This is a genomic window from Rhizobium sp. CC1099 (genome assembly GCF_029714385.1).
GTDB lineage: Bacteria > Pseudomonadota > Alphaproteobacteria > Rhizobiales > Rhizobiaceae > Rhizobium.
Genome location: NZ_CP121641.1, coordinates 1,708,941 through 1,734,211, shown reverse-complemented (window position 1 = coordinate 1,734,211; position 25,271 = coordinate 1,708,941). Strand labels below are relative to the sequence as shown.

24 protein-coding genes are annotated in these 25,271 nt (G+C 62.4%); 15 read left to right on the top strand and 9 right to left on the bottom strand.

The window, feature by feature from the left end:
* Window positions 1–64 precede the first annotated feature (64 nt).
* From QA644_RS08905 to QA644_RS08895, 3 genes are all read left to right on the top strand, one after another.
* Window positions 65–649, top strand: coding sequence for a nitroreductase (locus QA644_RS08905; protein ID WP_074068193.1), 585 nt, complete (start codon window positions 65–67; stop codon window positions 647–649).
* Window positions 649–1,281 carry a flavin reductase family protein gene (locus QA644_RS08900; RefSeq protein ID WP_283072045.1) on the top strand — a complete coding sequence of 211 codons (633 nt, stop codon included), beginning with the start codon at window positions 649–651 and terminating at the stop codon, window positions 1,279–1,281. Before QA644_RS08905 ends, QA644_RS08900 begins: the two co-directional genes overlap by 1 nt.
* A gap of 92 nt (window positions 1,282–1,373) precedes the next feature.
* Window positions 1,374–2,513, top strand: coding sequence for a DUF2336 domain-containing protein (locus QA644_RS08895; protein ID WP_283072044.1), 1,140 nt, complete (start codon window positions 1,374–1,376; stop codon window positions 2,511–2,513).
* 1 nt (window position 2,514) lies between these two features.
* Here the strand turns inward: QA644_RS08895 and QA644_RS08890 are convergent, their stop codons facing one another.
* Window positions 2,515–2,940 carry a hypothetical protein gene (locus QA644_RS08890; RefSeq protein ID WP_283072042.1) on the bottom strand — a complete coding sequence of 142 codons (426 nt, stop codon included), beginning with the start codon at window positions 2,938–2,940 and terminating at the stop codon, window positions 2,515–2,517.
* 121 nt (window positions 2,941–3,061) lie between these two features.
* Here QA644_RS08890 and QA644_RS08885 point away from each other — a divergent pair, with 121 nt between their 5' ends.
* Entirely contained in the window at window positions 3,062–3,520 is a 459-nt protein-coding gene (locus QA644_RS08885; RefSeq protein ID WP_283072041.1) for a GNAT family N-acetyltransferase, read from the top strand.
* Here QA644_RS08885 and QA644_RS08880 read toward each other — a convergent pair whose 3' ends face one another.
* The gene (locus tag QA644_RS08880) at window positions 3,521–4,714 is read right to left on the bottom strand and encodes an AI-2E family transporter (RefSeq protein WP_039844943.1); all 1,194 of its coding nucleotides are present in this window, start codon (window positions 4,712–4,714) and stop codon (window positions 3,521–3,523) included.
* 233 nt (window positions 4,715–4,947) lie between these two features.
* On the opposite strand from QA644_RS08880, the gene QA644_RS08875 reads away from it, so the two are divergent.
* Complete coding sequence (locus tag QA644_RS08875; RefSeq protein ID WP_283072040.1) at window positions 4,948–5,403, top strand: OsmC family protein; 456 nt, start codon at window positions 4,948–4,950, stop codon at window positions 5,401–5,403.
* Window positions 5,404–5,422: 19 nt separating this feature from the next.
* On the opposite strand, the gene QA644_RS08870 is transcribed toward QA644_RS08875, so the two are convergent.
* The gene (locus QA644_RS08870) at window positions 5,423–6,559 is read right to left on the bottom strand and encodes an esterase-like activity of phytase family protein (RefSeq protein ID WP_283072039.1); all 1,137 of its coding nucleotides are present in this window, start codon (window positions 6,557–6,559) and stop codon (window positions 5,423–5,425) included.
* A gap of 151 nt (window positions 6,560–6,710) precedes the next feature.
* On the bottom strand, window positions 6,711–8,768 hold the full coding sequence (gene parE / locus QA644_RS08865; protein WP_039844940.1) for a DNA topoisomerase IV subunit B: 2,058 nt from the start codon (window positions 8,766–8,768) through the stop codon (window positions 6,711–6,713).
* Window positions 8,769–8,984: 216 nt separating this feature from the next.
* Here parE and QA644_RS08860 point away from each other — a divergent pair, with 216 nt between their 5' ends.
* The 4 genes from QA644_RS08860 (at window position 8,985) to QA644_RS08845 (ending at window position 13,126) form a co-directional block, all read left to right on the top strand.
* The gene (locus QA644_RS08860; RefSeq protein WP_283072038.1) at window positions 8,985–9,869 is read left to right on the top strand and encodes an alpha/beta hydrolase; all 885 of its coding nucleotides are present in this window, start codon (window positions 8,985–8,987) and stop codon (window positions 9,867–9,869) included.
* A 135-nt stretch (window positions 9,870–10,004) separates the two neighbouring features.
* The gene (tpiA, locus tag QA644_RS08855; protein WP_283072036.1) at window positions 10,005–10,775 is read left to right on the top strand and encodes a triose-phosphate isomerase; all 771 of its coding nucleotides are present in this window, start codon (window positions 10,005–10,007) and stop codon (window positions 10,773–10,775) included.
* Between the two features lie 104 nt (window positions 10,776–10,879).
* Window positions 10,880–11,356, top strand: coding sequence for a preprotein translocase subunit SecG (gene secG, locus QA644_RS08850; RefSeq protein WP_039844937.1), 477 nt, complete (start codon window positions 10,880–10,882; stop codon window positions 11,354–11,356).
* Between the two features lie 141 nt (window positions 11,357–11,497).
* Window positions 11,498–13,126 carry a CTP synthase gene (locus QA644_RS08845; protein WP_022715652.1) on the top strand — a complete coding sequence of 543 codons (1,629 nt, stop codon included), beginning with the start codon at window positions 11,498–11,500 and terminating at the stop codon, window positions 13,124–13,126.
* A 511-nt stretch (window positions 13,127–13,637) separates the two neighbouring features.
* On the opposite strand, the gene QA644_RS08840 is transcribed toward QA644_RS08845, so the two are convergent.
* Complete coding sequence (locus QA644_RS08840) at window positions 13,638–14,723, bottom strand: citrate synthase/methylcitrate synthase (protein WP_283072034.1); 1,086 nt, start codon at window positions 14,721–14,723, stop codon at window positions 13,638–13,640.
* An 83-nt stretch (window positions 14,724–14,806) separates the two neighbouring features.
* Here QA644_RS08840 and QA644_RS08835 point away from each other — a divergent pair, with 83 nt between their 5' ends.
* From QA644_RS08835 to QA644_RS08810, 6 genes are all read left to right on the top strand, one after another.
* Window positions 14,807–15,952 (top strand): citrate synthase, encoded by a 1,146-nt coding sequence (locus tag QA644_RS08835; protein WP_283072032.1) that lies wholly within the window; start codon window positions 14,807–14,809, stop codon window positions 15,950–15,952.
* A 141-nt stretch (window positions 15,953–16,093) separates the two neighbouring features.
* Window positions 16,094–16,621 carry a FecR family protein gene (locus QA644_RS08830; protein WP_133940448.1) on the top strand — a complete coding sequence of 176 codons (528 nt, stop codon included), beginning with the start codon at window positions 16,094–16,096 and terminating at the stop codon, window positions 16,619–16,621.
* A gap of 7 nt (window positions 16,622–16,628) precedes the next feature.
* A complete protein-coding gene (locus tag QA644_RS08825) occupies window positions 16,629–18,488 on the top strand; it encodes an adenylate/guanylate cyclase domain-containing protein (protein WP_283072029.1) in 1,860 nt (619 codons plus the stop codon).
* Window positions 18,489–18,597: 109 nt separating this feature from the next.
* Window positions 18,598–20,496 carry a DEAD/DEAH box helicase gene (locus QA644_RS08820; RefSeq protein ID WP_283072027.1) on the top strand — a complete coding sequence of 633 codons (1,899 nt, stop codon included), beginning with the start codon at window positions 18,598–18,600 and terminating at the stop codon, window positions 20,494–20,496.
* A gap of 55 nt (window positions 20,497–20,551) precedes the next feature.
* Window positions 20,552–20,983, top strand: a complete 432-nt coding sequence (locus QA644_RS08815) for a GNAT family N-acetyltransferase (RefSeq protein ID WP_074070268.1) — start codon at window positions 20,552–20,554, stop codon at window positions 20,981–20,983.
* A 35-nt stretch (window positions 20,984–21,018) separates the two neighbouring features.
* Window positions 21,019–21,669: a 50S ribosomal protein L11 methyltransferase gene (locus tag QA644_RS08810; protein WP_239598768.1), complete on the top strand. Its 651-nt coding sequence runs from the start codon at window positions 21,019–21,021 to the stop codon at window positions 21,667–21,669.
* A 38-nt stretch (window positions 21,670–21,707) separates the two neighbouring features.
* On the opposite strand, the gene glp is transcribed toward QA644_RS08810, so the two are convergent.
* From glp to trpD, 4 genes are read right to left on the bottom strand one after another with little or no spacing between them, the layout of a single operon-like run.
* Window positions 21,708–22,931 carry a gephyrin-like molybdotransferase Glp gene (glp, locus tag QA644_RS08805; protein ID WP_283072023.1) on the bottom strand — a complete coding sequence of 408 codons (1,224 nt, stop codon included), beginning with the start codon at window positions 22,929–22,931 and terminating at the stop codon, window positions 21,708–21,710.
* Window positions 22,928–23,428, bottom strand: a complete 501-nt coding sequence (moaC, locus tag QA644_RS08800) for a cyclic pyranopterin monophosphate synthase MoaC (protein ID WP_194729723.1) — start codon at window positions 23,426–23,428, stop codon at window positions 22,928–22,930. The genes glp and moaC overlap by 4 nt, the downstream gene beginning before the upstream one ends.
* Window position 23,429: 1 nt before the next feature.
* The gene (gene trpC / locus QA644_RS08795) at window positions 23,430–24,242 is read right to left on the bottom strand and encodes an indole-3-glycerol phosphate synthase TrpC (RefSeq protein ID WP_239598776.1); all 813 of its coding nucleotides are present in this window, start codon (window positions 24,240–24,242) and stop codon (window positions 23,430–23,432) included.
* A 9-nt stretch (window positions 24,243–24,251) separates the two neighbouring features.
* On the bottom strand, window positions 24,252–25,268 hold the full coding sequence (gene trpD / locus QA644_RS08790; protein ID WP_194729721.1) for an anthranilate phosphoribosyltransferase: 1,017 nt from the start codon (window positions 25,266–25,268) through the stop codon (window positions 24,252–24,254).
* Between the last annotated feature and the right edge of the window lie 3 nt (window positions 25,269–25,271).

Here is a 25,271-nt window from a genome sequence, read left to right as displayed (position 1 = left end):
CCAACGCGATGGCAAATTCAAGACCCATCCATCCCGCTGTCATGAAAATGAAAGTTTCTCCCGCATGAAATCCGATATCAAGCTGATCGATTACCTCGCCGTGCGCCGCTCCATCCCCGCATTCCAGATGAGCGAACCGGGACCGGAAAAGGCGGAGATCGAGGAAATCCTCCGTCTGGCATCTCGCGTTCCCGACCACGGCAAGCTCGCGCCCTGGCGCTTCATCGTCTATCGCGGCGAAGAGCGCGTCCATATCGGAAAGGAGCTTCTGAAGTTGGCGCTCGAAGCCAAGCCCGATCTTTCCGAGGACATGATCGAGGTCGAGCGTGCGCGATTCACCCGCGCGCCGGTCGTCATCGCCGTCGTCAGCAAAGCCGGGCCGCATTTCAAGATTCCGGAATGGGAACAGATCATGTCGGCAGGCGCCGTTTGCCTCAATATTATCTTCTCGGCCAACGCCCATGGCTGGGTGGCCAACTGGCTGACCGAGTGGTTCGCCTATGACGAGCGTGCCTATCGGCTGCTTGGCGTCCAGCCAGGCGAACGGGTTGCCGGCTTCGTCCATATCGGCTCGACAAATTTTCCCGCAGTTGAACGACCGCGTCCGGAAATATCGGAAACGGTCACTTGGGTTGGTGGGGACGCTTGATGTTCTACCCGACCGAAACGAACAGGCATGGCCTGTCGCACGATCCGTTCAAGGCGATCGTCGCGCCGCGTCCGATCGGCTGGATCGGCACGAAGGGCAGGGACGGCTCGCTGAACCTCGGCCCCTATTCTTTCTTCAACGCCGTTTCCGACCGGCCGAAGTTGGTGATGTTTTCCTCCAGCGGCCGCAAGCACAGCCAGCGCAACGCAGCGGAAACCGGGGTCTTCACCTGCAATTTCGTCAGCCGCAACCTTGTCGAACAGATGAACCTGTCATCGGCGGCGCTGCCTTACGGCATCAACGAGTTCGAGCTGGGGGGCCTGACGGCAAAGCGGGGTGAGCTTGTCGATGCGCCCTATGTCGGTGAGGCTTTCGCGGTGCTCGAATGCAAGGTGACCGAACTGATCGAACCCAAGACCCTCTCGGGCGAGCCTTCGGAGAGTGTCATGGTTCTCGGCGAGGTCGTCGGCATCCATATCGACGAGCAGATCATCCGCGAGGGGCGCCTGGATATGTCGATCGCGCGGCCTGTCGCACGCATGGGGTACATGGATTACAGCGAAGGCAGCGACGTCTTCGAGCTGCTGCGCCCGCAAGTGCCGAACGATCTGATCGCGGCTGGCAAGGGTTAATGAATATGATGAACCAATCGTAAACCATTTCTCAGTAGCCTCATTCCAAGGGTAGAGCGCGAAGGAATCGCGTTCGCAGGTTGGGGCGTAGTGTGATCGTAGAGGCTTTTCTTCGCTGGGTTGAAACTGCCAAGGCCGGAGACAGGGCTCGCGCCGCAAGCGCGCTTGGCCGTGCCTATCTACAATCCGAAATGCTTCCCGAGGAACGCAGGGCCGCCGAAATGGCGATGACCTTCCTGCTCGACGATCCATCGCCGCGCGTGCGTCTGGCACTGGTCGAAGCGATCGCTTGGTCTGACGAAGCGCCGCGCGCCCTCATTCTTGCCCTCGCCGAAGACCAGCCGGAGATCGCCTGCCATGCGGTGACGTGTTCCCCGCTTCTTTCGGACGCCGATCTCGTCGATCTCGCAGCCCGCGGCGGCAGCGTCACCCGTATCTTGATCGCCGCACGCGCATCGGTCTCGCGTGCTGTTTCAGCCGCTCTTGCGGAGGTCGGCGACGAAGAGGATATTCTCTGCCTTCTCGAAAATGAGGGAGCCGCGATTGCTCCAGTATCCCTGAAGCGCATTGCGGCGCGGCTAGGCGACTGTTGCGATATCCGCAATCTTCTGCTTGATCGCGCCGATCTGCCGGTCGATGCCCGTCAGCTGCTGACGCAGCATGTCAGCAATGCATTGGTCGCCTTGCCCTTGGCGCAGGCCGCAATCGGCCTCAATCGTCTGGAGCGCATCAGCCGCGAGGCGACGCAGGCGGCCGTCGTGTCGCTTGTCGGCGATATCCAGCCGCGCCAGATCGCCGATCTCGTCGAGCATCTGCGTCTTAATGGCCATTTGACGCCGTCCTTTCTCATGCATGCCCTCTGCTCCGGCAAGGTGGATTTCTTCGCCGGCGCCATTGTCAATCTCACCGGCTGCACCGAAAAGCGCGTGCGCTCCATCCTTGCCACCGGCCGCATGCATGCGGTACGCGCCCTCTACGAGGCGGCCGGGCTCACCCGCGAGATCAGCACAGTGTTCGTCGAGGCGACGCTTCTCTGGCGCGAAGCTTCCAAAAAGACCGCAGGCACAATGCTTGCCAACGTTTGCGGCAGGCTGCTCGAACGCTTCCGTCACCACGACGGCATTCATGGCGCCGTCAGCGAGTTGCTCGATCTGGTCGAGAAGCTTCACATCGCTGAGCAACGCCAATCGGCCCGCAGCTACGCATCGCTGACAGCGCTCGCGGCAGCCTAATTTAATTCTTGAAGCGCTGAACCGCCCAGGAATAGCCATCTGAAACGAAATGCACCGGCTTCTCCAGCGTATGCTTGACGCTTTCGCCGGTTGGCAGGTGTGTGTGAACCTGATCGGCAATGCGTATCGCGAAAGCGCGAATGCCTGTCTTTCCAGTCTCCTGGCCAGTCTCCTGGACGGACGGCACCGGGGCGGGCAGAGCTTCGGCGACTTTGGGCTGTTCCGGCGCGATCGCAGGCTTCGGTGCTTCGCAGACGGCGATCACGGTCGGGTAGTTGGCATCGGCGAAGGACTTGAGCCGCTTTTCCGACTCGGCATCGCACATGGCCACCGTGTCCCAGTGCTTATCGACCGTTGCGACATAATTGCATTGCGTCACCGAATCATTGCACCCGAAAATGGTCATGGCGACGAGGATGGCTTGCATAATCGAACCCTTTGGTTATTGAAATCCACTGTCATAGACGGGGCAATTCCAACCGAAAGATGGCGGCTGCATTAACCTTTCGTCATGCGCCGCGACAGGCCCCGCAAAACCGGGGAATGCCATGTCCGTCACCGTCGCTCTTGAATCGCCGCGCCAGCCGGAGATCATCCGCTTGCTCGACCTTTCGGATGCCTATACGCAGTCGCTTTATCCTGCCGAAAGCAATCACCTGGTCGATCTCTCGACCCTGGAAAAGTCCATCGCAAGCTTCTTCGTGGCGCGGAATGCAGGAGAAATCGTCGGCTGTGCGGCACTCCTGGAGGCGGGAGACGGTACGGCGGAGATCAAGCGCATGTTCGTTGATCCGGAGGCGAGAGGACTGAAGGTCGCAAGCCGCCTGATGGAGCGGCTGGAGCAGCATGCCCGGGCGCTGGGTCTCGATGCGATCCGGCTCGAGACCGGCATCTATCAGCCGGAGGCGGTCGGTCTTTATCGCAAATACGGCTATGCCGACGTCGGACCCTTCGGCTCGTACCTGCCGGACCCGCTCAGCCTCTTCATGGAGAAGCGGCTGAAATGATCAGCCGTCGGCCGCGCGCTGCACCGGCGGCGCCTGCTCGTCGATCATGACTTCCGGGCCGAGAGCGGTCTGATCGTTCGTCTTCACTTCGTGCATCCATTCGCGCCAGATCGCGACGAGCAGTGCCATCAAGACCGGGCCGATGAAGAGACCGAGGAAGCCCATGGTCTTCACGCCGCCGACGAGGCCGAAGAAAGTCGGAAGGAAGGGAAGCTTGATCGGGCCGCCGACAAGCTTCGGACGCAGCGTCTTGTCGACGATGAAGAGTTCGACCGTGCCCCAGATGAAGAGCGCGACCCCGGCGACATGCGATCCGCTGGCGACGAGATAGATCGAAACCAAGGTGAACGAGAGCGGCGCGCCGCCGGGTATCAATGCCATGATGCCCGTCAGGACGCCGAGTGTCACAGGCGAGGGGACGCCGGCGATCCAGTAGGCGACGCCGAGCACGATGCCTTCGCCGATCGCGATCAGCGTCATACCCATAACGGTGGAACTGATCGTTGCCGGAACGACGCGCGAAATCCGCTCCCAGCGATTGGGCAGGATGCGTTCGCCAAGCATGTCGATCTGACGCGAGAAGGACGCGCCGTCGCGATAGACGAAGAACAGCGCGATCAGCATGAAAAGCAGCGTCAGGAGCAGGTGGAACGACGCGCCGCCGGCTGCGAGAACCGCGCGGTAGATATTGCCGATATTGGCGCCGCTGACAGCCTGGATGACTTCACCCAAAGAGCCGGGACTGCCGATATATTTCGTCCAGAGATCGTCGAGATAAGGCCCTGCAAAAGGCAAAGCGAGGATCCACTGTGGTGTGGGCGCGCCCTGCCGGTTGGCGTGAATGATCCAGGCGACCCATTCGCGCACCTCGCCCGTCGTATAGGTGATCGCAAGCCCGATCGGGATAACGAGGAAGGTCACGATGAGGATGATCGCGATCGTGGCCGCGATCGTCGTATTGCCGCCGACGCGCGCAAGAAGTCTGCGATAGAGGGGCCAACTCGCAAAACCGATGACGAGTGCGGCCAGAACCGGAACGACGAAGCCGTAAAAGAAATAGACGCCTGCCGCAACGATGAGGATCAAAAGCCAGCGGGCCGCGGAAATCGAGGGAATGAGCGGCGTGCGTGTGGGCGCAGAAGGCCCAAGCCACCGCGGCTCGCCAGGCAGTTTCTTGTTGTTCGAGAGGCTCACGTCGCTTTTTATTCCTTCTTCTCAATCACGGATATGCGCCATTGGGAGCCCGGACGCAAGCATATCGATCGTCTAAGGGCCGGCCTCTTCCAATCGAAGGTGCGCCAAGTCGTCAGGGCAACGGGATATCTTAAACCTCTGTACGGAATGTGACGGAATTTTCTTCCGAACCTTGCTAGCCCATGAAAATGGCCGCACGTTGGGCATCAGGATTCATAGGGATCGTTCGGACGATGACGAAATTTTCAGCGGAAGTATCATGGCAGCGCGGCGGGGGCAGTTTCACGGACGGCAAGTACAGCCGCGGCCATATGTGGAATTTCGATGGCGGCCTTTCGGTGCCTGCTTCGGCATCGCCGCACAACGTGCCGCTTCCGTACTCGATCGCCGAGAACGTCGATCCCGAGGAGGCCTACGTCGCGGCGCTCTCCAGTTGCCATATGCTGTTCTACCTGTGGCTTGCCTCGAAGAAGGGCGTCGTCGTCGACAGCTATCTCGATACTGCGACCGGGATCATGGAGAAGATCGACGGAAAAATGCTCGTGAGCCGCGTCGAGCTGAAGCCGGCCGTGGTCTATGCGGACGAAGCGCCGAGCCGCGAAATGGAGGAAAAGCTCCATCACGAGGCCCATGAGCTCTGTTTCCTCGCCAACTCGGTGAAGACGAAAATCGAAGTCCGCCTCGACTAGCTGCACAATCCCTCGGTTGCTATTGCGGACGGCGCAGTATTTTGAAGGCGTAGAACTGCGTCTTCTGGCTGGTCGAGAAGTTGTTGTCAGAGCCGAGGATCAGCGCGTCGCTCCCGTCCTTCGCCTTGCCGATCGCCACGGACTCGATATTGTCCGGCACCAGGCCGGCTGCACGCAGATCGAGAACTTGGCTCTTGCGGACGGGAACCACAGGCTGATCGGTCTTCGCAAGCGAGGCGATCGCCGAGACGTCTGTAGCGCCGTCGAGATCGATCATGAAGATCTTCACGTTGTTGCCGACGCCTTGGGCATAGCTGCGCTCGACGGCGAGCAACCGGTGACCGTCGAGTGCGAGGATCTCCGACATGCCGTTGTCGTTGCCGCCGTCAGCCTTCGCCGCCGCCTGTGGGATAGGCAAGATTGGATAGACATACTGCGCCTTCGGTTCGCCGGTCGTCCCATCATAGCGGATGATGCGCGCAAGGCTGCCGTTCACAAGGGAAGCTGCCGGGCCGTCCTGGTAGAGCGCCGCCTCGATGGCAACGAAGACATCGCCGGAAGGCGCGATCGCAAGGTCTTCGAAGGCGAGGTTGTCGCGGATGCCCGTCGACTTGTCGGCTGTCGGAGCAAAGCCTTCCGGCAACTTGAACTCGCGCATGAAGGCGCCGTCCTGCGAAGCGACGCGGACGAAGGGGGCGATCAGCGCCTTGCCGTCGCCTTCGCTGCCCCAGTAGATGCCATCCCGGCCGAGCCGGATCGACTCGGGATCGACGGTGCGCCTGGCGAAGGGTTCGCCGTTTTTGTCCTTCAGCGTCACCTGCTTGACGACGGCAACGCCCTTGAGGCCGGCGCCGTCGACATAGACTGCGAGCTCGTAAAAGCGCGCCGGGCCTTTTTCCGAGCGGTCGTCGCTGATGGCGATGTAGTGGCCCGTTGCCGCGTCGAAATCGAGGCCGGAAATGCCGCCGAATTCGACACCGTTTTCCACGTGGCCTGTCGGGATGACGAATTCACCGAGATAGGAGAGGGAGATGCCGGCCGCGCAGTCGCCAAAGGGGCAGGACGTCTCGAAGGTCGCGCCGATATCGGTCGCGTGGAGAGTGGCGGCGCTGGACAGGAGCGCAAAAGCGGCAATCGCGAGAAAACGCTTGATCATGGCATACATCCGGCTGGCAAGGGGTGAAGAGCGGAACGAACCGCGCGGCCAATCCCCGAAGGAACGGCGCGCCGCTCGCGGCGCTTCTCATGCACCGGTTATTTGACGGAGTTGTTACGGTTCTTCGTCAGTTCCGTGAAATAGCGGAAGCTCAAATATCGAGATTTTCGGCAAAGGCAGCACGCTCCTGAATGAAGCGGAAGCGCGCATCCGGCTTCGTGCCCATCAGGTCGTCGACCGCGGTGCGGGTTCCTTCGAAATCGACCTCATCGATCACCACGCGCAGCAGCGTGCGCTTGCTCGGATCCATGGTCGTTTCCTTGAGTTGCGCCGGCAGCATTTCGCCGAGACCCTTGAAGCGGCTGATCTCGATCTTCGCCTTGCCCTTGAATTCCGTTTCCATCAGCTCCTGCCGGTGGGCGTCGTCGCGCGCATAGGCGGACTTGGCACCCTGGGTGATCTTGTAGAGCGGAGGCACGGCAAGGAACAGGTGGCCGCCGCGCACGAGCTCGGGCATCTCCTGATAGAAGAAAGTGATCAGCAATGACGCGATGTGGGCGCCGTCGACATCGGCATCGGTCATCACGACGATGCGCTCGTAGCGCAGGTCTTCCTCGCGATATTTGGAACGGGTACCACAGCCGAGAGCCTGAACGAGATCCGCAAGCTGCTGGTTGGCGCCGAGCTTTTCGCGGCCGGCGCTCGCAACGTTCAGGATCTTGCCGCGCAAAGGCAGGATCGCCTGATTGGCGCGGTTGCGCGCCTGCTTGGCGGAACCGCCTGCCGAGTCGCCTTCGACGATGAAGAGTTCGGCGCCCTGAGCGGTGTTCTGCGCACAATCGGCTAATTTGCCCGGAAGCCGCAATTTGCGCACGGCCGTCTTGCGGTTGACTTCCTTTTCCTTGCGGCGGCGCAGACGCTCTTCGGCGCGCTCGATTACCCAGTCGAGCAGCTTTTCGGCCTCGTTGGGATTGTCCGCCAGGTAATGATCGAAGGGATCGCGAAGCGCGTTCTCGACGATGCGCTGCGCCTCGACGGTCGCAAGCCTGTCCTTGGTCTGGCCGACGAATTCCGGCTCGCGGATGAAAACCGACAGCATGCCGACGGCCGAAATCATCACATCGTCGGTGGTGATCTGCGCTGCGCGCTTGTTCTGCGTCAGGTCGGCATAGGCCTTCAGCCCCTTGGTCAGCGCGATGCGCAGGCCTGCCTCATGCGTGCCGCCCTCTGGCGTCGGAATGGTGTTGCAATAGGAGTGGATCTGCTGGTCGCCGCCGTACCAGGTGATCGCCCATTCGAGCGAACCATGGCCGCTTGCTTTCTCTGTCTTGCCGGCGAAGATTTCGCGGGTGACGGTGAACTCCTTGCCCATCGTCGCCTGCAGGTAGTCTTTCAGCCCGCCGGGGAAGTGGAAGACTGCCCTATCCGGGATTTCCGAGCCTTCCGGGAGCACGCCTTCATCGCAACTCCAGCGGATTTCGACGCCGCCGAAAAGATAGGCTTTCGAGCGTGCCATGCGGAAGACGCGCCCGGCATCGAATTTCGCATGGTCGCCGAAAATCTGCGGATCGGGATGGAAGCGCACGCGGGTGCCGCGGCGGTTATGCACATCGCCTAGCTCCTCGAGACCGCCCTGCGGCATGCCGCGCGAAAAACGCTGGCGATAGAGCTTGCGGTTGCGCGCCACTTCAACCTCGAGATAATCCGACAGCGCGTTGACGACCGAAACGCCGACGCCGTGCAGACCGCCCGAGGTCTCGTAAGCCTTGCCGTCGAACTTGCCGCCGGCATGGAGCTTGGTCATGATGACTTCGAGCGTCGATTTGCCCGGAACCTGGGGATGGTTCTCGACGGGGATGCCGCGGCCATTATCACTGACCGTCAGATAGCCCTGGATGTCGAGATGCACCTCGATAAAATTTGCATGGCCGGCGACCGCTTCGTCCATCGAGTTGTCGATGACTTCGGCAAAGAGGTGGTGCAGCGCCTTTTCGTCCGTGCCGCCGATATACATGCCGGGGCGCATGCGCACCGGTTCCAAGCCTTCGAGAACCCGGATGGAGGACGCGCCGTAGTCGTCCGGGCCCGAGGCTGCCGGGGCAGGGCGCAACGCAGGGGCCGCCGCAGCAGGCCTTTCGGCTGGCTTTGCGGCCGCCTCCTGCTTCGGCATCAGGGGCATTCCGGAAAAGAGGTCGTTGCTGTCATCCATGGAGTCGTTCAGATCTTCAATCCTGTCTTGGGCCGCACGTACGCTTAGGGCCAGACCCAAAATCACCGCATTTGATGTCACGTTAGCGAATCAGGCAGATTCTGCCAGAAAGCGTCTCGTTACGCGACGCCGCCCGATTTGGCGGAATTCTATGGAATTGGTTTGCGTTGCCGGGCCTAGAATGGCAAGCGGCATGATGTGTAGGAAACCGCCCGCATGAGAATGTCCACAAGTCATTGCATGATTATCGCCGCAATTGCGACCTTTTTCCTGTCCGCCGGAATCGGCAGCGCCGCAGCCGACACGCTGCCGCCTTACAAGGACGAACTTTTCTCCAGACAGAACGTGTTGCAAACCGCCGATGGCGGCGCCTTCGAAGCCGTCGAATATGACGAGATGCGCGACATCAACGGTCGCGACCAGATCCCGCAAAAGCGCGCGCAGCAGAAATACGTGTCGCTCGCTGTCCGCAGGCAGCAGCAGGACGAAACACTGTCGCTCAATGGCCGCAGGGTGGATCTCACCAGGGTGGGACCGACAGACAATGCGCAATTCACCGTGATCTTTATCCACGGGCGCGACGGCGACCGGCGGCTCGGCGTCAACGACTACAGCTTCGGCGGCAATTTTAATCGGCTCAAGAACCTGGCCGTGGCCAATGGCGGCGTCTATTATTCGCCGACAGTGCGCACGTTCGACGGCGAGGGCGTGGCTGACATCGCCGGGCTGATCCGCTATGCGAGCGAGAAATCCGGCGGCCGCCCGGTGATCCTTTCCTGTGCTTCCATGGGCAGCCAGGTCTGCTGGGGCATTGCGCGCGATGCGGTCAGTGTCAAATGGCTGAAGGGCATGGTCGTCATGAGCGGCGTCACCGATCCGGACTTCACAAAGAGCGCGTTCTACAAGGCGAAGCTGCCCCTTTGGTTCGTCCATGGCAGCCGCGATCCGGTCTATGCCGCTGCCGGACAGCAGGCTTTCTTCGTAAAACTTCATGAGGCGAAATACCCTGTCCATTTCACGCTTTTTCAAGACGGCAACCACGGCACGCCGATCCGCATGATCGATTGGCGGAGGGTTTTGAACTGGATTCTCGCTTCTTAGACAGTTGCGCCGCCAAATTTTAAGCATTTGCGCGGCAAATCGGCCTTATTTCCGTTACGTGAAGGTTCAAAAGCTTTTCAATGCCGAATGCTTTTGCTAAGGCCGCTCAATACGGAAAAATTTGGGAAGGCTGGCATGACACCTGACGTGCGCCCGCTCGTGGCGGGAAACTGGAAAATGAACGGCACGCGCGCCTCCCTCGATCAGGTCAAGGCGATTGCGGAAGGCGTGAATTCGCCCCTCGCCAAGAAGGTCGAGGCGCTCATCTGCCCGCCCGCGACGCTGCTTTATGTCGCGACCGCGCTCTGCACCGACAGCCCGCTTGCGATCGGTGCGCAGGATTGCCATCAGAGCCCGTCGGGCGCGCATACCGGCGATATCTCAGCCGAGATGATCGCCGATTGCTTCGGAACCTATGTGATCGTCGGCCATTCGGAGCGCCGGACGGACCATGCCGAGACCGACCATCTCGTCCGCGCCAAGGCCGAGGCTGCCTTCGCTGCCGATCTCACCGCCATCATCTGCATCGGCGAGACGGCGAACCAGCGCAAGGCCGGGCAGACCCTTGACATTCTCAAGCGACAGCTTTCCGCCTCCGTTCCAGACATCGCGACGCCGGAAAACACCGTGATCGCCTACGAACCTGTCTGGGCGATCGGCACCGGCCTCACGCCGACGGTGCAGGACGTCGAGAAGGCGCATGCCTTCATGCGGGCGGAACTCGTCGCCCGTTTCGGCGCCAATGGCGGGAAAGTCCGTATTCTCTATGGCGGCTCCGTCAAGCCCGGCAATGCCAAGGAACTGATGGGCATCGCCAACGTCGACGGCGCGTTGATTGGCGGCGCTAGCTTGAAAGCATCCGATTTCCTCGCCATCTACGGCGCATACGAAGCGCTGCTCGCGTGATGCCATATATATTCTGGGCCGAAGGGCTTGGAATAGCGGATCACCTCATGTAAACAGCGCCAGATTTTATTCGATGCCCGCCGCATGCGGGCAGGACTGGACCCATGCAGACAGTATTGATTGTCATCCACCTCATGATCGTGCTGGCGCTTGTCGGCGTCGTGCTCATCCAGCGCTCGGAAGGCGGCGGCCTTGGCATCGGCGGCGGTTCCGGCTTCATGTCGGCGCGCGGAACGGCCAATGCGCTGACGCGTACGACTGCGATCCTTGCAGCGCTGTTCTTCATCACCTCGCTCGGCCTCGGCATCCTGACGCGCTATCAGGGCAGCCCGACCGATATTCTCGATCGCATCCCGGCAACGAGCGGGCAGGGCAACGGCATTCTCGATTCGCTCGGCGGCGGCACTCCGCAGCAGCCCGCGAACCAGCCTGCCGGCAACGGCGTTCCGAACGGCGGCGCAGCCGCTCCCGGCGCTCAGGCGCCGACGGCGACCGCACCTGCGACGCAGCCGGCCCCGGCAACGCCTGCGACTCCGGCAGCCCCGGCACAAAACGGAACCGGCGTCCCAACGGGACAATAACCCGGTCAACCAAATAAACCGCCGGCAGGCCCCTGGGTCTGCCGGTTTTCTTTTGTTCGGATTCCAAGCTGGCACCAAAAGTTCTGGAAAAGAATTTTTGGGCTGGTGGAATCGTTTTTGAAAAGGTATCCGGTGACTCCCATGGCGCGATACGTATTCATCACTGGCGGCGTGGTTTCCTCTCTCGGCAAGGGAATTGCGGCTGCGGCTCTCGGAGCGTTGTTACAGGCCCGTGGCTATCGGGTGCGGCTTCGCAAACTCGACCCCTATCTGAACGTGGATCCGGGCACCATGAGCCCGACCCAGCACGGCGAAGTCTTCGTCACCGACGACGGCGCGGAAACCGACCTCGATCTCGGCCACTACGAGCGCTTCACCGGGCGTTCGGCGACCAAGACCGACAACATCACCACTGGCCGCATCTACAAGAACATCATCGACAAGGAACGCCGCGGCGACTATCTCGGCGCGACCGTCCAGGTCATTCCGCACGTCACCAACGAGATCAAGGATTTCGTGGTCGAGGGAAATGACGACTACGACTTCGTCATCTGCGAGATTGGCGGCACGGTCGGCGATATCGAGGCGATGCCCTTCATGGAAGCGATCCGCCAGCTCGGCAACGACCTGCCGCGCGGCACTGCGATCTACGTCCACCTGACGCTGATGCCCTACATTCCGGCTGCCGGCGAGTTGAAGACCAAGCCGACGCAGCATTCCGTGAAGGAACTGCAGGCGCTCGGCATTCACCCGGATATCCTGCTGGTGCGCGCCGACCGCGAAATTCCGGAAGCCGAGCGCCGCAAGCTCTCGCTCTTTTGCAACGTACGTCCGTCCGCCGTCATCCAGGCGCTCGACGTCGCTAACATTTACGATGTGCCGATGGCCTATCACAAGGAAGGCCTCGATAGCGAAGTGCTCGCCGCCTTCGGCATCGAGCCGGCGCCAAAGCCGCGTCTTGAACCGTGGGAAGACGTCTGCAACCGCATCCGCACGCCGGAAGGCGAAGTCACGATCGCGATCGTCGGCAAGTATACTGGTCTCAAGGATGCCTATAAGTCGCTGATCGAGGCGCTGCATCACGGCGGCATCGCCAATCGCGTTAAGGTCAATCTCGAATGGATCGAGTCGGAGATATTCGAAAAGGAAGATCCGGCGCCGTACCTCGAAAAGGTCCACGGCATTCTCGTTCCCGGCGGCTTTGGCGAGCGCGGCTCGGAAGGCAAGATCCATGCGGCCCGCTTCGCCCGCGAGCGCAAGGTGCCGTATTTCGGCATCTGCTTCGGCATGCAGATGGCGGTCATCGAAGCAGCACGCAACCTTGCTGACGTCGAGAATGCCTCCTCCACCGAGTTCGGCCCCACCAAGGAGCCGGTCGTTGGTCTGATGACCGAGTGGATCAAGGGCAATGCGCTGGAGAAGCGCACGGCTTCCGGTGATCTGGGCGGCACGATGCGCCTCGGCGCCTACAAGGCGTCGCTTAAGAAGGGCACGAAGATTTCCGAAATCTATGGCTCGACAGACATTTCCGAGCGCCATCGCCACCGCTACGAAGTCAACGTCGACTACAAGGACCGCCTGGAAAACTGCGGCCTCGTCTTCTCCGGCATGTCACCGGACGGTGTCTTGCCGGAAACGATCGAGTATCCGGATCACCCCTGGTTCATCGGCGTCCAGTATCACCCGGAACTCAAGTCCCGCCCGCTCGACCCGCATCCGCTCTTCGCAAGCTTCATCGAAGCCGCAACCGAGCAGAGCCGGCTGGTGTGATTTCGCCTCTGAAACACGTCGCCTCCATGTTACTTGTAGCCAAGAGGCGACAATGCCTGGCAATGTCAATGAACGAGTGCGAAAGCGGCGCGACTCCCTGCTGGCGGCGGGATTGCGCCCAAACCGCAGCGGTACGAGGATCGCGACAGCCGCATCCGTCTCGATGCGGCTAGGCAGGCATTCATCTCGGCGCAGAAGCTCGAGATGCTGGTTAACAGCAGCATGGTGTTTCTGAGCAGCCTGCTGATGGTGAGCCTGATCGGCCACGGCGGGCTCGATGGCATCACCCTGCGCGTCGAAGCGGGCGAAAAGGTCGGCCCTAGTCAGCGAACGCGGCGGGAAGCTTTCCGGAGGCCAGCGTCAGCGCATCGCTCTTGCCCGCGCCATCCGCGGGGCGGCATCTATGCCGGCCTTTGGGCCCGGGAGTCGGGCGGTTTCCTCGGTATCGACAATGCCGAGCGAAAAGCTTGCAGATCCGGCGACAGGCGTGAACCTGCCGCCGGAACTCTGTTCAAGCCGCGATCGGAAAAGGACCGACATAGACAGCCTTCGGTCTGATCAACCGGCCTTCGAGCAGCTGCTCGCGCGCATGCGCAATCCAGCCGACGGTGCGGCCGATCGCAAAGACGCCGGTGAAGGCCTCGCGCGGGAAACCGAGCGATTCCAGAAGCAACGCCGTATAGAATTCGACGTTCACGTCCAAGGGACGATCCGGCTTGCGTTCCTTAAGCATTGCGAGCGCCGCCTTTTCGATCGCCTCGGCCAGAGTGATCCGCGACCGATCGACCTGGCCGGTTGCGACAAGCGGCTTCAGTGCATTTTTCAAGGCGTCGGCACGCGGGTCACGGACGCGATAGATGCGATGGCCGAAGCCCATCAGCCTCTCGCCGCGGTCGAGGGAAGCCGCGAGCCAGGTCTTTGCATGGCTTTCGGCGCCGATCGCATCAAGCATGTCGAGAACCGGTCCCGGCGCGCCGCCATGCAGCGGACCTTTCAGCGCGCTGATCGCCGCGAGCACTGATGACGTAAGGCCGGCATGCGTCGAGGCGATCACCCGCGATGCGAAGGTCGAGGCGTTCAACCCGTGATCGGAGATCGTCACCAGATAGGCGTCGAGCGCAGCCGTTTGTTCGACGCTCGGCAGCCTGCCCGTCATCATGCGTAGGATGTCTGCGGCTTGCGATATTGAGGCATCCGGCGGAACAGGCGCTTCTCTGCGCTGCATCCGCAGAACCGCCGGCAGGAACACGGCGGGGGCCGCAAGGAGCCTGAACGCCGTTTCGAAATCCTCGCCGTCCGGCAGTCGCGCAATCAGTGCCCGCATCGCATCGAACGGTGGCAGGGCGAGGAGGGTGGCGTCGGCCACGACATGCGCGTAGACTTCTGCGCGTGCCGCTCCGAGCCGGCCTTTCAAACCCTCGGCATTGACGTGCGCTTCCATCAATCCGTCGAGCAGCAGCGCCGCGACGCTTTCATAGGTGCCGTCCGCAACGAGGTCATCGAGCCACACGCCGCGGATGATCAGCCGGCCGGCCGGACCGTCGACATCCGAAAGCCGGGTCTCCGCGGCAACCACGTCTTCCAAACCGTTTTTCATAGGCATTTCTCCTTTACGGAAAAGAAGATCGGTCCTAGATTGATTGACGTCAATCTTGATGAAATTGATCAATATGAGGCTCAATGTCCTGGTTGACTGCAGAGGAAGCGCTGAACCGTCTCGGTACCAAGCCGCAGACGCTTTATGCCAATGTCAGCCGGGGACGCATTCGCGCCAAACCCGATCCATCCGACCCGCGCCGCAGCCTCTATTACACCGCGGACGTCACCCGGCTTGCCGAGCGCCATGCAGGCCGGCGGAAGATCGAGACTGTCGCAGCGGAGGCGATACAGTGGGGCGATCCGGTCCTTCCGTCAGCGGTTTCAACCGTCGTCAATGGGCATCTTTACTATCGCGGAGTTGATGCCGCCAAACTTTCCGAATATGCAACGCTTGAAGAAACGGCGGCACTGCTTTGGAACAAAGGTACGCCTATCAACATCGCCGCCGGCGGGAGCGTGCCATCCGTTCCGTCCGTGGCTGCCGCTTTCTCGGCGCTCGCCGCCCGCGTGCCTCAAGACCTGCCGAGCCTCGGCCGTTCGCTCCCGGCGCTGCGAGCCGAAGCGCAAGATATCATGACGACGATCACTTCCGCGCTCGCGCCAGGCGCATCGGACCAGCCTCTCCATCGGCGCCTTGCAAAAAGCTGGCGCCGGCCAGAAGCCAGCGATGCGGTGCGCCGCGCCTTAGTGCTGCTTGCCGATCACGAACTCAATGCATCGGCCTTCGCCGCACGCGTCACGGCTTCCGCGGGCGCCACCCTTTCCGCATCGGTGCTTTCCGGACTTGCAACGCTGACAGGTCCGCTACACGGCGGCGCTTGGGAGGCCGTGGCAACGCTTTCCGAGACGGCTAGGCGCATCGGCGCCAAGGAAGCCATCCGCCGCATCCTGGCGCAGGGCAGCCGGCTTCCGGCCTTCGGTCATCCGCTCTATCCAGACGGCGATATCCGCGCCGAAGCTCTGCTTGCGCATATCACGCCAACGGGGATTTTCCTCGAAATCCAAGTGGCCGGCGAAGCGATGATCGGCGAGCGCGTCAACATCGATTTCGCGCTGACGGCAATGGCGGAACACTTCGAGCTTCCACGGGATGCGCCGCTCGTCATCTTCGCGCTCGCCCGCAGCTGCGGATGGCTGGCGCATGCGATGGAACAGGTCGAGAGCGGCCATCTCATCCGTCCAAGAGCCCGTTACACCGGCCCCTCTATCGAAACCTCTGGCGCATAAGGCCGGCCGGCCTTGCCAGTCTGCGCTTTTCTGCATACGAAGCCCTTGTTTTGTTTTATGGTGACGGTGCCGGGACAAGCAATTGACCGCATGGCGAACACCATGCCGGTGTGGGGTGCTTGCGCGAGGTGGGGACGTATCATGAGCGTAATCTCAGCATTCCTGTGCGGTTCTACCGCAACCGCCCTTGCGGCATTTCTGCTGCCGGCGGGCGCAGCACTTGCCCAAACGGGCGGCTGCACTGTCGAGAATGCAGCGGGCGGGCGTGAGGTTCTCCGCTGCCCGAACGGGGTAACGGTGACGGCCGAGGCGGGTGCCGCCTTCAGGCTGAATGACCGCAACCGCGATGGCAGCCCCGATGTTGTGTCGCTGCGTGGCAAGGCAATCCTGGTCGATGTCGACGACGCTCGCCACACAGGTGGCTTTCAGGTGGTGACGCCGCAGGCAATCGCTGCCGTGCGCGGCACGCAATGGGCCGTCGACGTTGCAGGCGGCCGGACCTCCGTGCTTGTGGTCCAAGGCTCCGTTGCCGTGCGCCGTCCTGCGGGCGATCCCGTGGTGCTCGGCCCCGGCGAGGGCGTCGATGTTGTGAGCGGCACAGGCGCGCTTGAGGTGCGCCGCTGGCCGGCCGCCCGCGCCGCCGCCCTGCTTGCCCGCCTCGGCCAGTAGAACCCTCATGCCGCGCCAGCGATTTCTGATCACTGCAGCCCTTCTTCTGTCCGCACTCTGGGGAGGCTTTCTGGGCTCCATGCATCTGACTGGCAGCGCCGGATTCCTCGACCGGATGGAAGCTTCGCTGACCGATATTCGAAGCGTGCTGATCGGCGGCAAGACGCCGCCGCCTGCCGTCGCGATCATTGCGATAGACGACCGCACCGCAGCTTCGCACGGTTTTCCCATCGATCGCGCAACGCTTGCCCGCGCAATCACCGCCGTTGCCGCGTCGAGGCCGAAGACGATCGCACTTGATCTGCTCTTGCTCGATCCCGGCACCGAGGAAGGCGATGGCGCACTTGCATCGGCCCTCAGGCTTGTGCCCTCCGTCATCGCGGCTGCCGCCGTCTTTCCGGAAAGCAAGCAGATGGTGACGAGCGATCCGAACGATCCGCTTTCAGGCATTCCCGTCGCCGACAGCCTGCTCCTTCCTCTCAAGCGTTTTTCCGATATCGCCGCTACCGGCGTCGTTAATGTCGCAACGGATGAGACGGGCGTCCCCCGCTTCATTCCGCTGATCTCGCGCAGCGCCGGGCGTGTGGATCCATCGTTTCCGCTACGCGCGGCGTCGCTGGCGCTCGATCGCGATCCGGCCTTCCAGCCGGGCAGCATCTCCTTTGCCGACAGGCATATTCCGACCGATACTGGTCAGCGCCTGCCGCTGACCTTCTACGGCCCGCGCCGGACGATCCCGACTTTCAGCCTGATGGATGCGCTCGATGGCAAGGTGCCTGCAGACGCAATCGAGAACCGCGTCGTCGTTATCGGCGCAACCGTCACGGCCGGTGGCGACGTTTTTCCGACGCCTTTCGACCCGGTTCTCCCCGGGGTCGAGGTCATTTCGACCGCGATCGCGCATCTGATCGCCGGAGACAGCATCGTCCGCGATCATAATATCCGCCGGCTTGACGCCACGGTCGCGGTGCTTCTGCCGCTTGCGCTCGTCGGCCTGATAGCCTGGCGGCGCAGCCTGATCGGTTTCGTCTTGATCGCTCTCGTTTTTGTGGTCTGGGCGACCATCAATCTTGCCATGTTCAAGGCAGGCTATTGGCTGAGCGCAGCGTTGCCGATCGCCGCCGCGTTGCCTCCGGTTCTCATCTTCGGCGCAGCGCAACTCCTTCTCGGACGCCGTCAGGCGCGCCATTTCGCTGCCCAAAGCGAGCTCCTGCAACGCATCGAAGCACCCGGCCTTGGAGAATGGCTCGCACGCGATCCATCCTTCCTTGCCGAGCCAGTCCGGCAGGATGCTGCGGTGGTCTTCATCGATCTCTCGGGCTTTACCGGGCTTAGTGAAGCGGTCGGAGCGGTAACCGTGCGCGAGGTCCTGAGCGGCTTTTTCGAGATAGCCGATCAGGAGGCGCGGGCACATGGCGGCGCGATCACGAGCTTCATGGGGGACGGTGCGATGATCCTGTTCGGGCTGCCGCACCCGGCCGAAGACGACGCTTCGCGCGCCGCCGCCTGCGCGCTGGCGCTCGCAGATCGCATGCGCTCCTGGCTCGATTCGCACACAGCTCTCCAAGGGGGACGGAAGATCGGCTTCAAGATCGGCGCCCATTGCGGGCCTGTCGTCGCCTCGCGGCTCGGCACCGGCGATCGCCAGCAGATCACCGCGACCGGAGACACCGTCAATGTCGCCAGCCGCCTGATGGAAGTTGCGGCCAGTCGCGGCGCTGAGGTCGCCTTCAGCGCGGCACTTGTCCGCGCAGCATCCGCCGGCGCCGGCCCGTTGCCGGCCGGTCCGCTCGAAGGTCCGCTGGAGACGAAAATCCGCGGCCGCTCCGGCAGCATTGACGTCTGGCTGTGGCACTGCGCCGGCTGACATTGCCGCTTTGACATTTGCCGTCTTAGCGGGTAGGAACGCGCCAACCGTTCTGCCGGCAGGTTCCGGCCACGGCGCTTCTGCGCCCGATATTCCGAAAGACAGACAGATGACAGATCTCAACAGCGTCGTCCCGGCGATCGCCAAGGCGTTGGCAAAGCGCGGCTATGCAGCGCTGACCCCCGTTCAGAAAGCCATGCTCGATCCGGCACTTGTCGCTTCGGATGCGCTGGTTTCGGCGCAAACCGGCTCGGGCAAGACCGTCGCCTTCGGCCTTGCGCTCGCGCCGACGCTGCTCGAAGGCGAGGAGCGCTTTGCACCCGCCGCCGAACCGCTGGCGCTTGTGATCGCGCCGACCCGCGAACTTGCCTTGCAGGTGAAGCGCGAGCTCGAGTGGCTGTACGAGATGACCGGTGCGCTGATCGTCAGCTGCGTCGGCGGTATGGATATCCGCAGCGAGCGCCGTGCACTGGAACGCGGCGCTCATATCGTCGTCGGCACCCCCGGACGTCTTTGCGACCATATCCGCCGCAAAGCTCTCGATATGTCCGCATTAAAGGCCGTCGTGCTCGACGAGGCGGACGAGATGCTCGACCTCGGCTTCCGTGAAGATCTGGAGTTCATCCTCGACGCGGCGCCCGACGACCGCCGGACGCTGATGTTCTCGGCAACTGTTTCCTCCGCCATCGCCAAGCTCGCCAAGAGCTACCAGCGCGACGCCGTGCGTATTTCGACGCAGACAGAAGAGAAGCAGCATGTCGATATCGAATACCGCGCGCTTGCCGCTGCGCCGGCTGACCGCGAAAATGCGATCATCAATGTCCTGCGCTACTATGAGGCGACCAACGCCATTGTCTTCTGTTCGACGCGCGCTGCGGTCAATCATCTGACGGCCCGCTTCAACAACCGCAATTTCGCAGTCGTAGCACTCTCCGGCGAACTGACGCAGAACGAGCGGACGCACGCCCTGCAGGCGATGCGCGACGGCCGCGCTCGCGTCTGCATCGCAACGGATGTTGCCGCCCGCGGCATCGACCTTCCGGGCCTCGACCTCGTCATCCATGCCGACCTGCCGACCAATCCGGAAACGCTGCTGCATCGCAGCGGCCGCACCGGCCGGGCAGGGCGCAAGGGCGTCAGCGCACTGATCGTGCCTCTCAATGCCCGCCGTAAGGCCGAGCGCATACTCGATGCCGCTGGGATTGCCGCCACCTGGGCTCTTCCGCCGTCGGCCGAAGATGTGATGCGCCGCGACGACGAGCGCCTGCTTGCCGACCCGATCCTCAGCGAGGCCGGGCGCGACGAAGATCAAGCACTGGTCGGCCAGCTCATTGCAAATCACGGCGCAGAGAAGCTTGCCGCGGCCTTCGTGCGCCTCTATCGCTCCAATCAATCGGCGCCGGAAGATCTGATCGAAGTCTCGATCGAGGGCGACCGCAAGCGTCAGCGCCGCGATAATGCCTTTGAGCTGCGGGAGCCGAGCCAGAAGGGCCCGCGTGACGACTTTGGTCCGAGCGTCTGGTTCTCGGTTTCCGTCGGCCGCAAGCAGAATGCCGAACCGCGCTGGCTGATCCCGATGCTCTGCCGCAACGGCAATCTGACGAAACGGGAGATCGGTGCGATCAAGATGCAGCCGGAAGAGACCTATGTGGAAATTTCTGCCGATAGCGCCGAAGCTTTCCTGCAAGCGGTCGGGCCGAACAAGACGATGGAGCGCGGCATCCGCGTGACGCGTCTGAACGGCACCCCGGATTTCAGCCGTCCGGTTGCTGCGAAGCCTTATGCCGGCAAGAAGACGTTCGGCGAGCGGCGTGACGAGACATCCTATGACGATCGCCCTAAAGGCAATTTCAAAAAGGATTTCAAGGGTAAGGCAGCTCCCGCAACCGGCGATCACAGTGAGAAACGCGACGCCAAGCCTTGGGGAAAAGCAGCGGGAAAACCTAAATTCGAAGGCAAGGGTGGCTTCGCGCCGAAGGGCAAGTTCGCTAAGAAGAAGCAGGGTTGAGGAGAGACGGACTGACAATTGGCGCCTTCCGTTTATGCTCTCCGAGGAGGCAGCCATGACAGAGATCGTGATTTTATCCGTTCCGCTCTTCAGCACCTTGTGCAACGAAGCTTTCAAGTTGCGTCGCTCCGTCTTCATCGGTGAGCAGAATGTGCCTGCCGATGAGGAATTCGATGAAGCCGACTTAAGCGCCCACCACATCGTCGCCATCCAGGCCGGCGAAGTTGCGGGCACGCTTCGGGTCGTCTATCTCGACGATTACGTGAAGATCGGGCGCGTGGCCGTCGGAGCGCATTGGCGCGGCCATGGGATCGCAAGCGCGATGATCCGCTTTGGGATGGAGGCGCATCACACGGCACGCGGCAACCGCTTTTACCTGACGGCTCAAAGCGACAAGATCGCGCTCTATGAGAAGTTCGGCTTTACTGCGTTCGGCGATGAATTTCTCGACGGGGGCATGCCGCACCTTGCCATGAAGAACTACTGATTCCGCGGGCGCCGGTGGACATGGGGGCGCCGCCAATGACAGGCAAAGACAGCCCGCAATATCTTGCAGCGGCAGATTTCATTCGCAAGAACCTCCGCCTTCAGCCTGTGCCGTCAGTTCCCGAGATAATGCTCTATACAGCACATTCGGGAAGCGGGCTGGGGCGACTGACAAGGCTTGACCGCGCGGGTTCCACCGCGCCGTACTGGGCTTATCATTGGGCTGGCGGAGCGGTGCTCGCCCGCCATATCCTCTCGCAGCCCCAGACCGTCAGCGATCGCCATGTCCTCGATCTCGGTTCAGGCTCGGGCCTGGTCGCTATTGCTGCCGCGAATGCAGGTGCTGCCCATGTCACCGCGATTGACATCGATATTCATGCGATTGCCGCGATAGACCTCAACGCTGCTACTAATGGTACCAAGATCGAAACGCTTCAAGCTGATATCCTCGACGCTTCGCCTCCCGCTTGCGATGTCATCCTGGCGGGCGACGTGTTCTACGATGCAAGGCTTGCAAGCCGCGTCCTGCCGTTCCTCGCCCGCTGCCGCGCCGCTGGCATCGACGTCCTGATCGGCGACCCGGGCAGGGCGCCTTTGCCCCGCGAGCGGCTTCGACTGGTGACGACATACGCGGTCGCAGACTTCGGGGCGGAGATGGAGAATGTGAGCGGGGTGTATTCGCTTTAGATCAGCGGAGTCGCGACGGATCGCACTTCTGCCATAAGTCAGCCGAGAAGCTCCGGCCGGAGCAGCGTCACCGGGCAGGGGGATCCCGCCGGAAGCTGCGGCGCATGGGGCGGGCGGATGATCAGGCAGTCGGCGTGGGCGAAGACCTTCATCATCGACGAATCCTGCTTGTCGAACGGCTCCGCCAGCCACTTGCCGGAGGAGGACTTGGCGAGCTTCGCCCGCACATAGTCCTGGCGCTGATCGTTGGAGGCAAGGGTGACAGCCGCCTCCACCATGGCGTCGCGCTTGACCGGCGGCAGCGAGGCGAGCTTGCGGACCAGCGGCTCGAGGAACAGCAAGGCGCAGACGAGGCTTGATACCGGATTGCCCGGCAGACCGAGCACGTGCGTACTTCCGAGGCTGCCGACCATCAGCGGCTTGCCCGGCCGCATGGCAATCTTCCAGAAATCGAGTGTCATGCCCGCCGCAACCAGTGTGGCCTGCACGAGGTCGTGGTCGCCGACGGAGGCGCCGCCGAGCGTTATGATGACATCGGCACCTTCGGCCTGTGCCCTGCGGACCGCTGCCGTGATAGCAACCTTGTCGTCGGGCACGATACCGAGATCGAGCACGTCGCCGCCGGCCTTGTGCACCAACGCCGCGATACCGAACGTGTTCGACGCAACGATCTGCGAGGGCCCCAGGTCGCTTCCTGGCGTCAGTAGTTCGTCGCCGGTTGCAAGGATCGCCACAAGCGGCTTGCGCAGCACGTCGATCGAGGCATGGTTCATCGCGGCGGCCACTGTCAGTCGCGTGAAATCCATGACGGTGCCGGCGGAGAGCACCCCCTCGTTTTCATTAAAATCCTGTCCCCGGAGACGGATATGCTGGCCCTGGCGGATGGGATATTTCGTTCGGATGCCTCCATCGATTTTCTCAGCGTCCTCCTGCAGCAGGACGCTGTCGGCGCCGGAGGGAACCGGCACGCCCGTGAAGATGCGGACCGTTTCGCCCTTGCCCACGGTGCCATCGAAAGCGTGTCCTGCCGCAGATGTGCCGATGAACTTGAGTTCAGCGCCGGGTTCCGGTGCATCCTCGCGGCGCAGCGCGTAGCCGTCCATCGCAGACGCATTGAAGGGCGGCTGCGTCAGCCGCGCCGTCAAGTCGGCCGCGAGCACGCGCTGATCGCCGTCGGCAAGCGAAACGGTCTCGACATCGGAAATCGGCTTGGCGCGCCCAAGCAACCTGCCTTGCGCCTCGGCGACCGGAAGGAGGCTCATCGGCCAGCCTCCGGATGGCGGAAGTCGCCGGATTTGCCGCCCGATTTTTCGAGCAGCCGGATGCCGCCGATCTCCATCGCCTTGTCGGCGGCCTTAGCCATGTCGTAGATCGTCAGGCAGGCGACGGACACGGCGGTTAGCGCTTCCATCTCGACGCCTGTCTTGCCGGTGAGCTTGGCGGTCGCGATGACGCGCAGGCCGGGCAGGGCGACATCCTCCTCGATCTCGACGCTCACCTTCGTGAGCATTAGGGGATGACAGAGCGGGATAAGGCTGGACGTCTGCTTGGCCGCCATGATGCCGGCCAGTCGCGCCGTGCCGATGACGTCGCCCTTCTTCGCGTTTCCTTCACGGATCAGTCGCAGCGTTTCTACCGCCATCTTCACATGGCCTTCCGCGGTTGCAATGCGAACCGTATCGGCCTTGCCGCCGACATCGACCATGTGGGCCTCACCGGAGGCGGCTATATGGGTAAGTCCTGGCTTCTCGCCGCTCATGTTATTCCGCCGCGATTGCCGCTTCGCCGAAGAGCAGAGCGCGGGTCGCAGCCGTCACGTCATCCTGGCGCATCAGGCTTTCTCCGACGAGGAAGGTGTTGATGCCGGCCGCCCGCAGCCGCTTGCAGTCGGCATGGGTGAAGATGCCGCTCTCGCCGACCAGCAGCCGATCGTCCGGCACCATCGCCGAAAGCTCTTCGCTGACGTTCAGGCTGACCTCGAAGGTACGCAGGTTGCGGTTGTTGATGCCGACGAGCGGTGAGGAGAGCTTCAGCGCCCGCTCCATTTCTGCGGCGTCATGCACCTCGACCAGCACGCCCATGTCGAGCGTAAAGGCTTCATCCTGCAGTCGTTCAGCCTCGTCATCGGAAAGCGAGGCCATGATCAGCAGAATGCAATCCGCGCCCCAGGCGCGTGCCTCGTGCACCTGGTAGGTCTCGAACATGAAATCCTTGCGCAGCGCCGGAAGGGGGCAGGCTTCGCGTGCAGCCGTCAGGAACTCCGGCGCGCCTTGAAAGCTTGGCGTGTCGGTCAAGACGGATAGGCACGCGGCACCGCCGGCTTCGTAGGCTTTGGCGAGCGCCGGCGGATCGAAATCCGGGCGGATGAGGCCCTTGGAGGGGCTTGCCTTCTTGATCTCGGCGATCAGGCCGTAGTGTCCGGCATCGCGCTTGGCAACGAGCGCCTTGTGGAAGCCGCGCGGCGCGGTTTGCCCTGCCTGCATCGCCTTCAGGTCGGCAAGCGAAACCTTCGCCTTGGCGGCGGCGACTTCCTCGCGCTTGTAGGCCTCGATCTTTCTGAGGATATCGGTCATCGGCCAATCCTAGTCGATATCGTTCGAAACGGCGATCAGTTTATCGAGGGCTACGGCGGTCGCGCCGCTATCAAGCGATTCGGTCGCGAGCTTCATGCCGTTGGCGATCGTCTCCACCTTGCCGGCAATGACGAGCGAGGCAGCCGCGTTGGCAAGGGCGATATCGCGATAGGCGTTCTTCGCACCGCTCAGCACTTCGCGAAGTGCAGCAGCATTGGCGACGCCATCGCCGCCCTTGATCGCCGAAAGTGCACAGGGCGAAACGCCGAAATCCGCCGGCGAAAGCTCGAAGGTGCGGATTTTGCCGTTTTCAAGCGCTGCTACGCTGGTCTTGCCGGTGGTGGTGATCTCATCGAGGCCATCGCCATGCACGACCCAGACGCTCTCCGAACCAAGGTCGCGCATGACCTCAGCGATCGGCACGACCCATTGCGGCGCAAAGACGCCGAGCAACTGGCGGCGCACTCCGGCCGGGTTCGTCAGCGGCCCGAGCAGGTTGAAGATCGTCCGGGTGCCGAGCTCGACCCGGGACGGCCCGACATGGCGCATCGCGGAATGGTGCTGCTGAGCAAACATGAAGCCGACGCCTGCCTCATTGATGCAGCGCGTGATCACTTCAGGCGCAATCTCAAGCTTGACGCCCAGAGCTGCCAGGCTATCAGAGGCTCCGGATTTCGAACTCAGTGCCCGGTTACCGTGCTTGGCGACCGGAACACCGGCGCCGGCAACGATCAGCGCCGCCAGCGTCGAGATATTGTAGGTGCCGCTGCCGTCACCGCCGGTGCCGACGATATCGATCGCATCGGCAGGCGCTTCCACCCGCAGCATCTTCGAGCGCATGGTCGTCGCAGCACCGACGATTTCATCGACCGTCTCGCCGCGGACGCGCAGCGCCATCAGGAAACCGCCGATCTGCGAAGGAGTCGCCTGACCGGACATCAGGATTTCGAAAGCCTCGCGGGCCTCGTCGCGGGTCAGCGGTTCGCGGCTCGCAGCCTTGGCCAGAAGCGGCTTCAGATCGGTCATGCG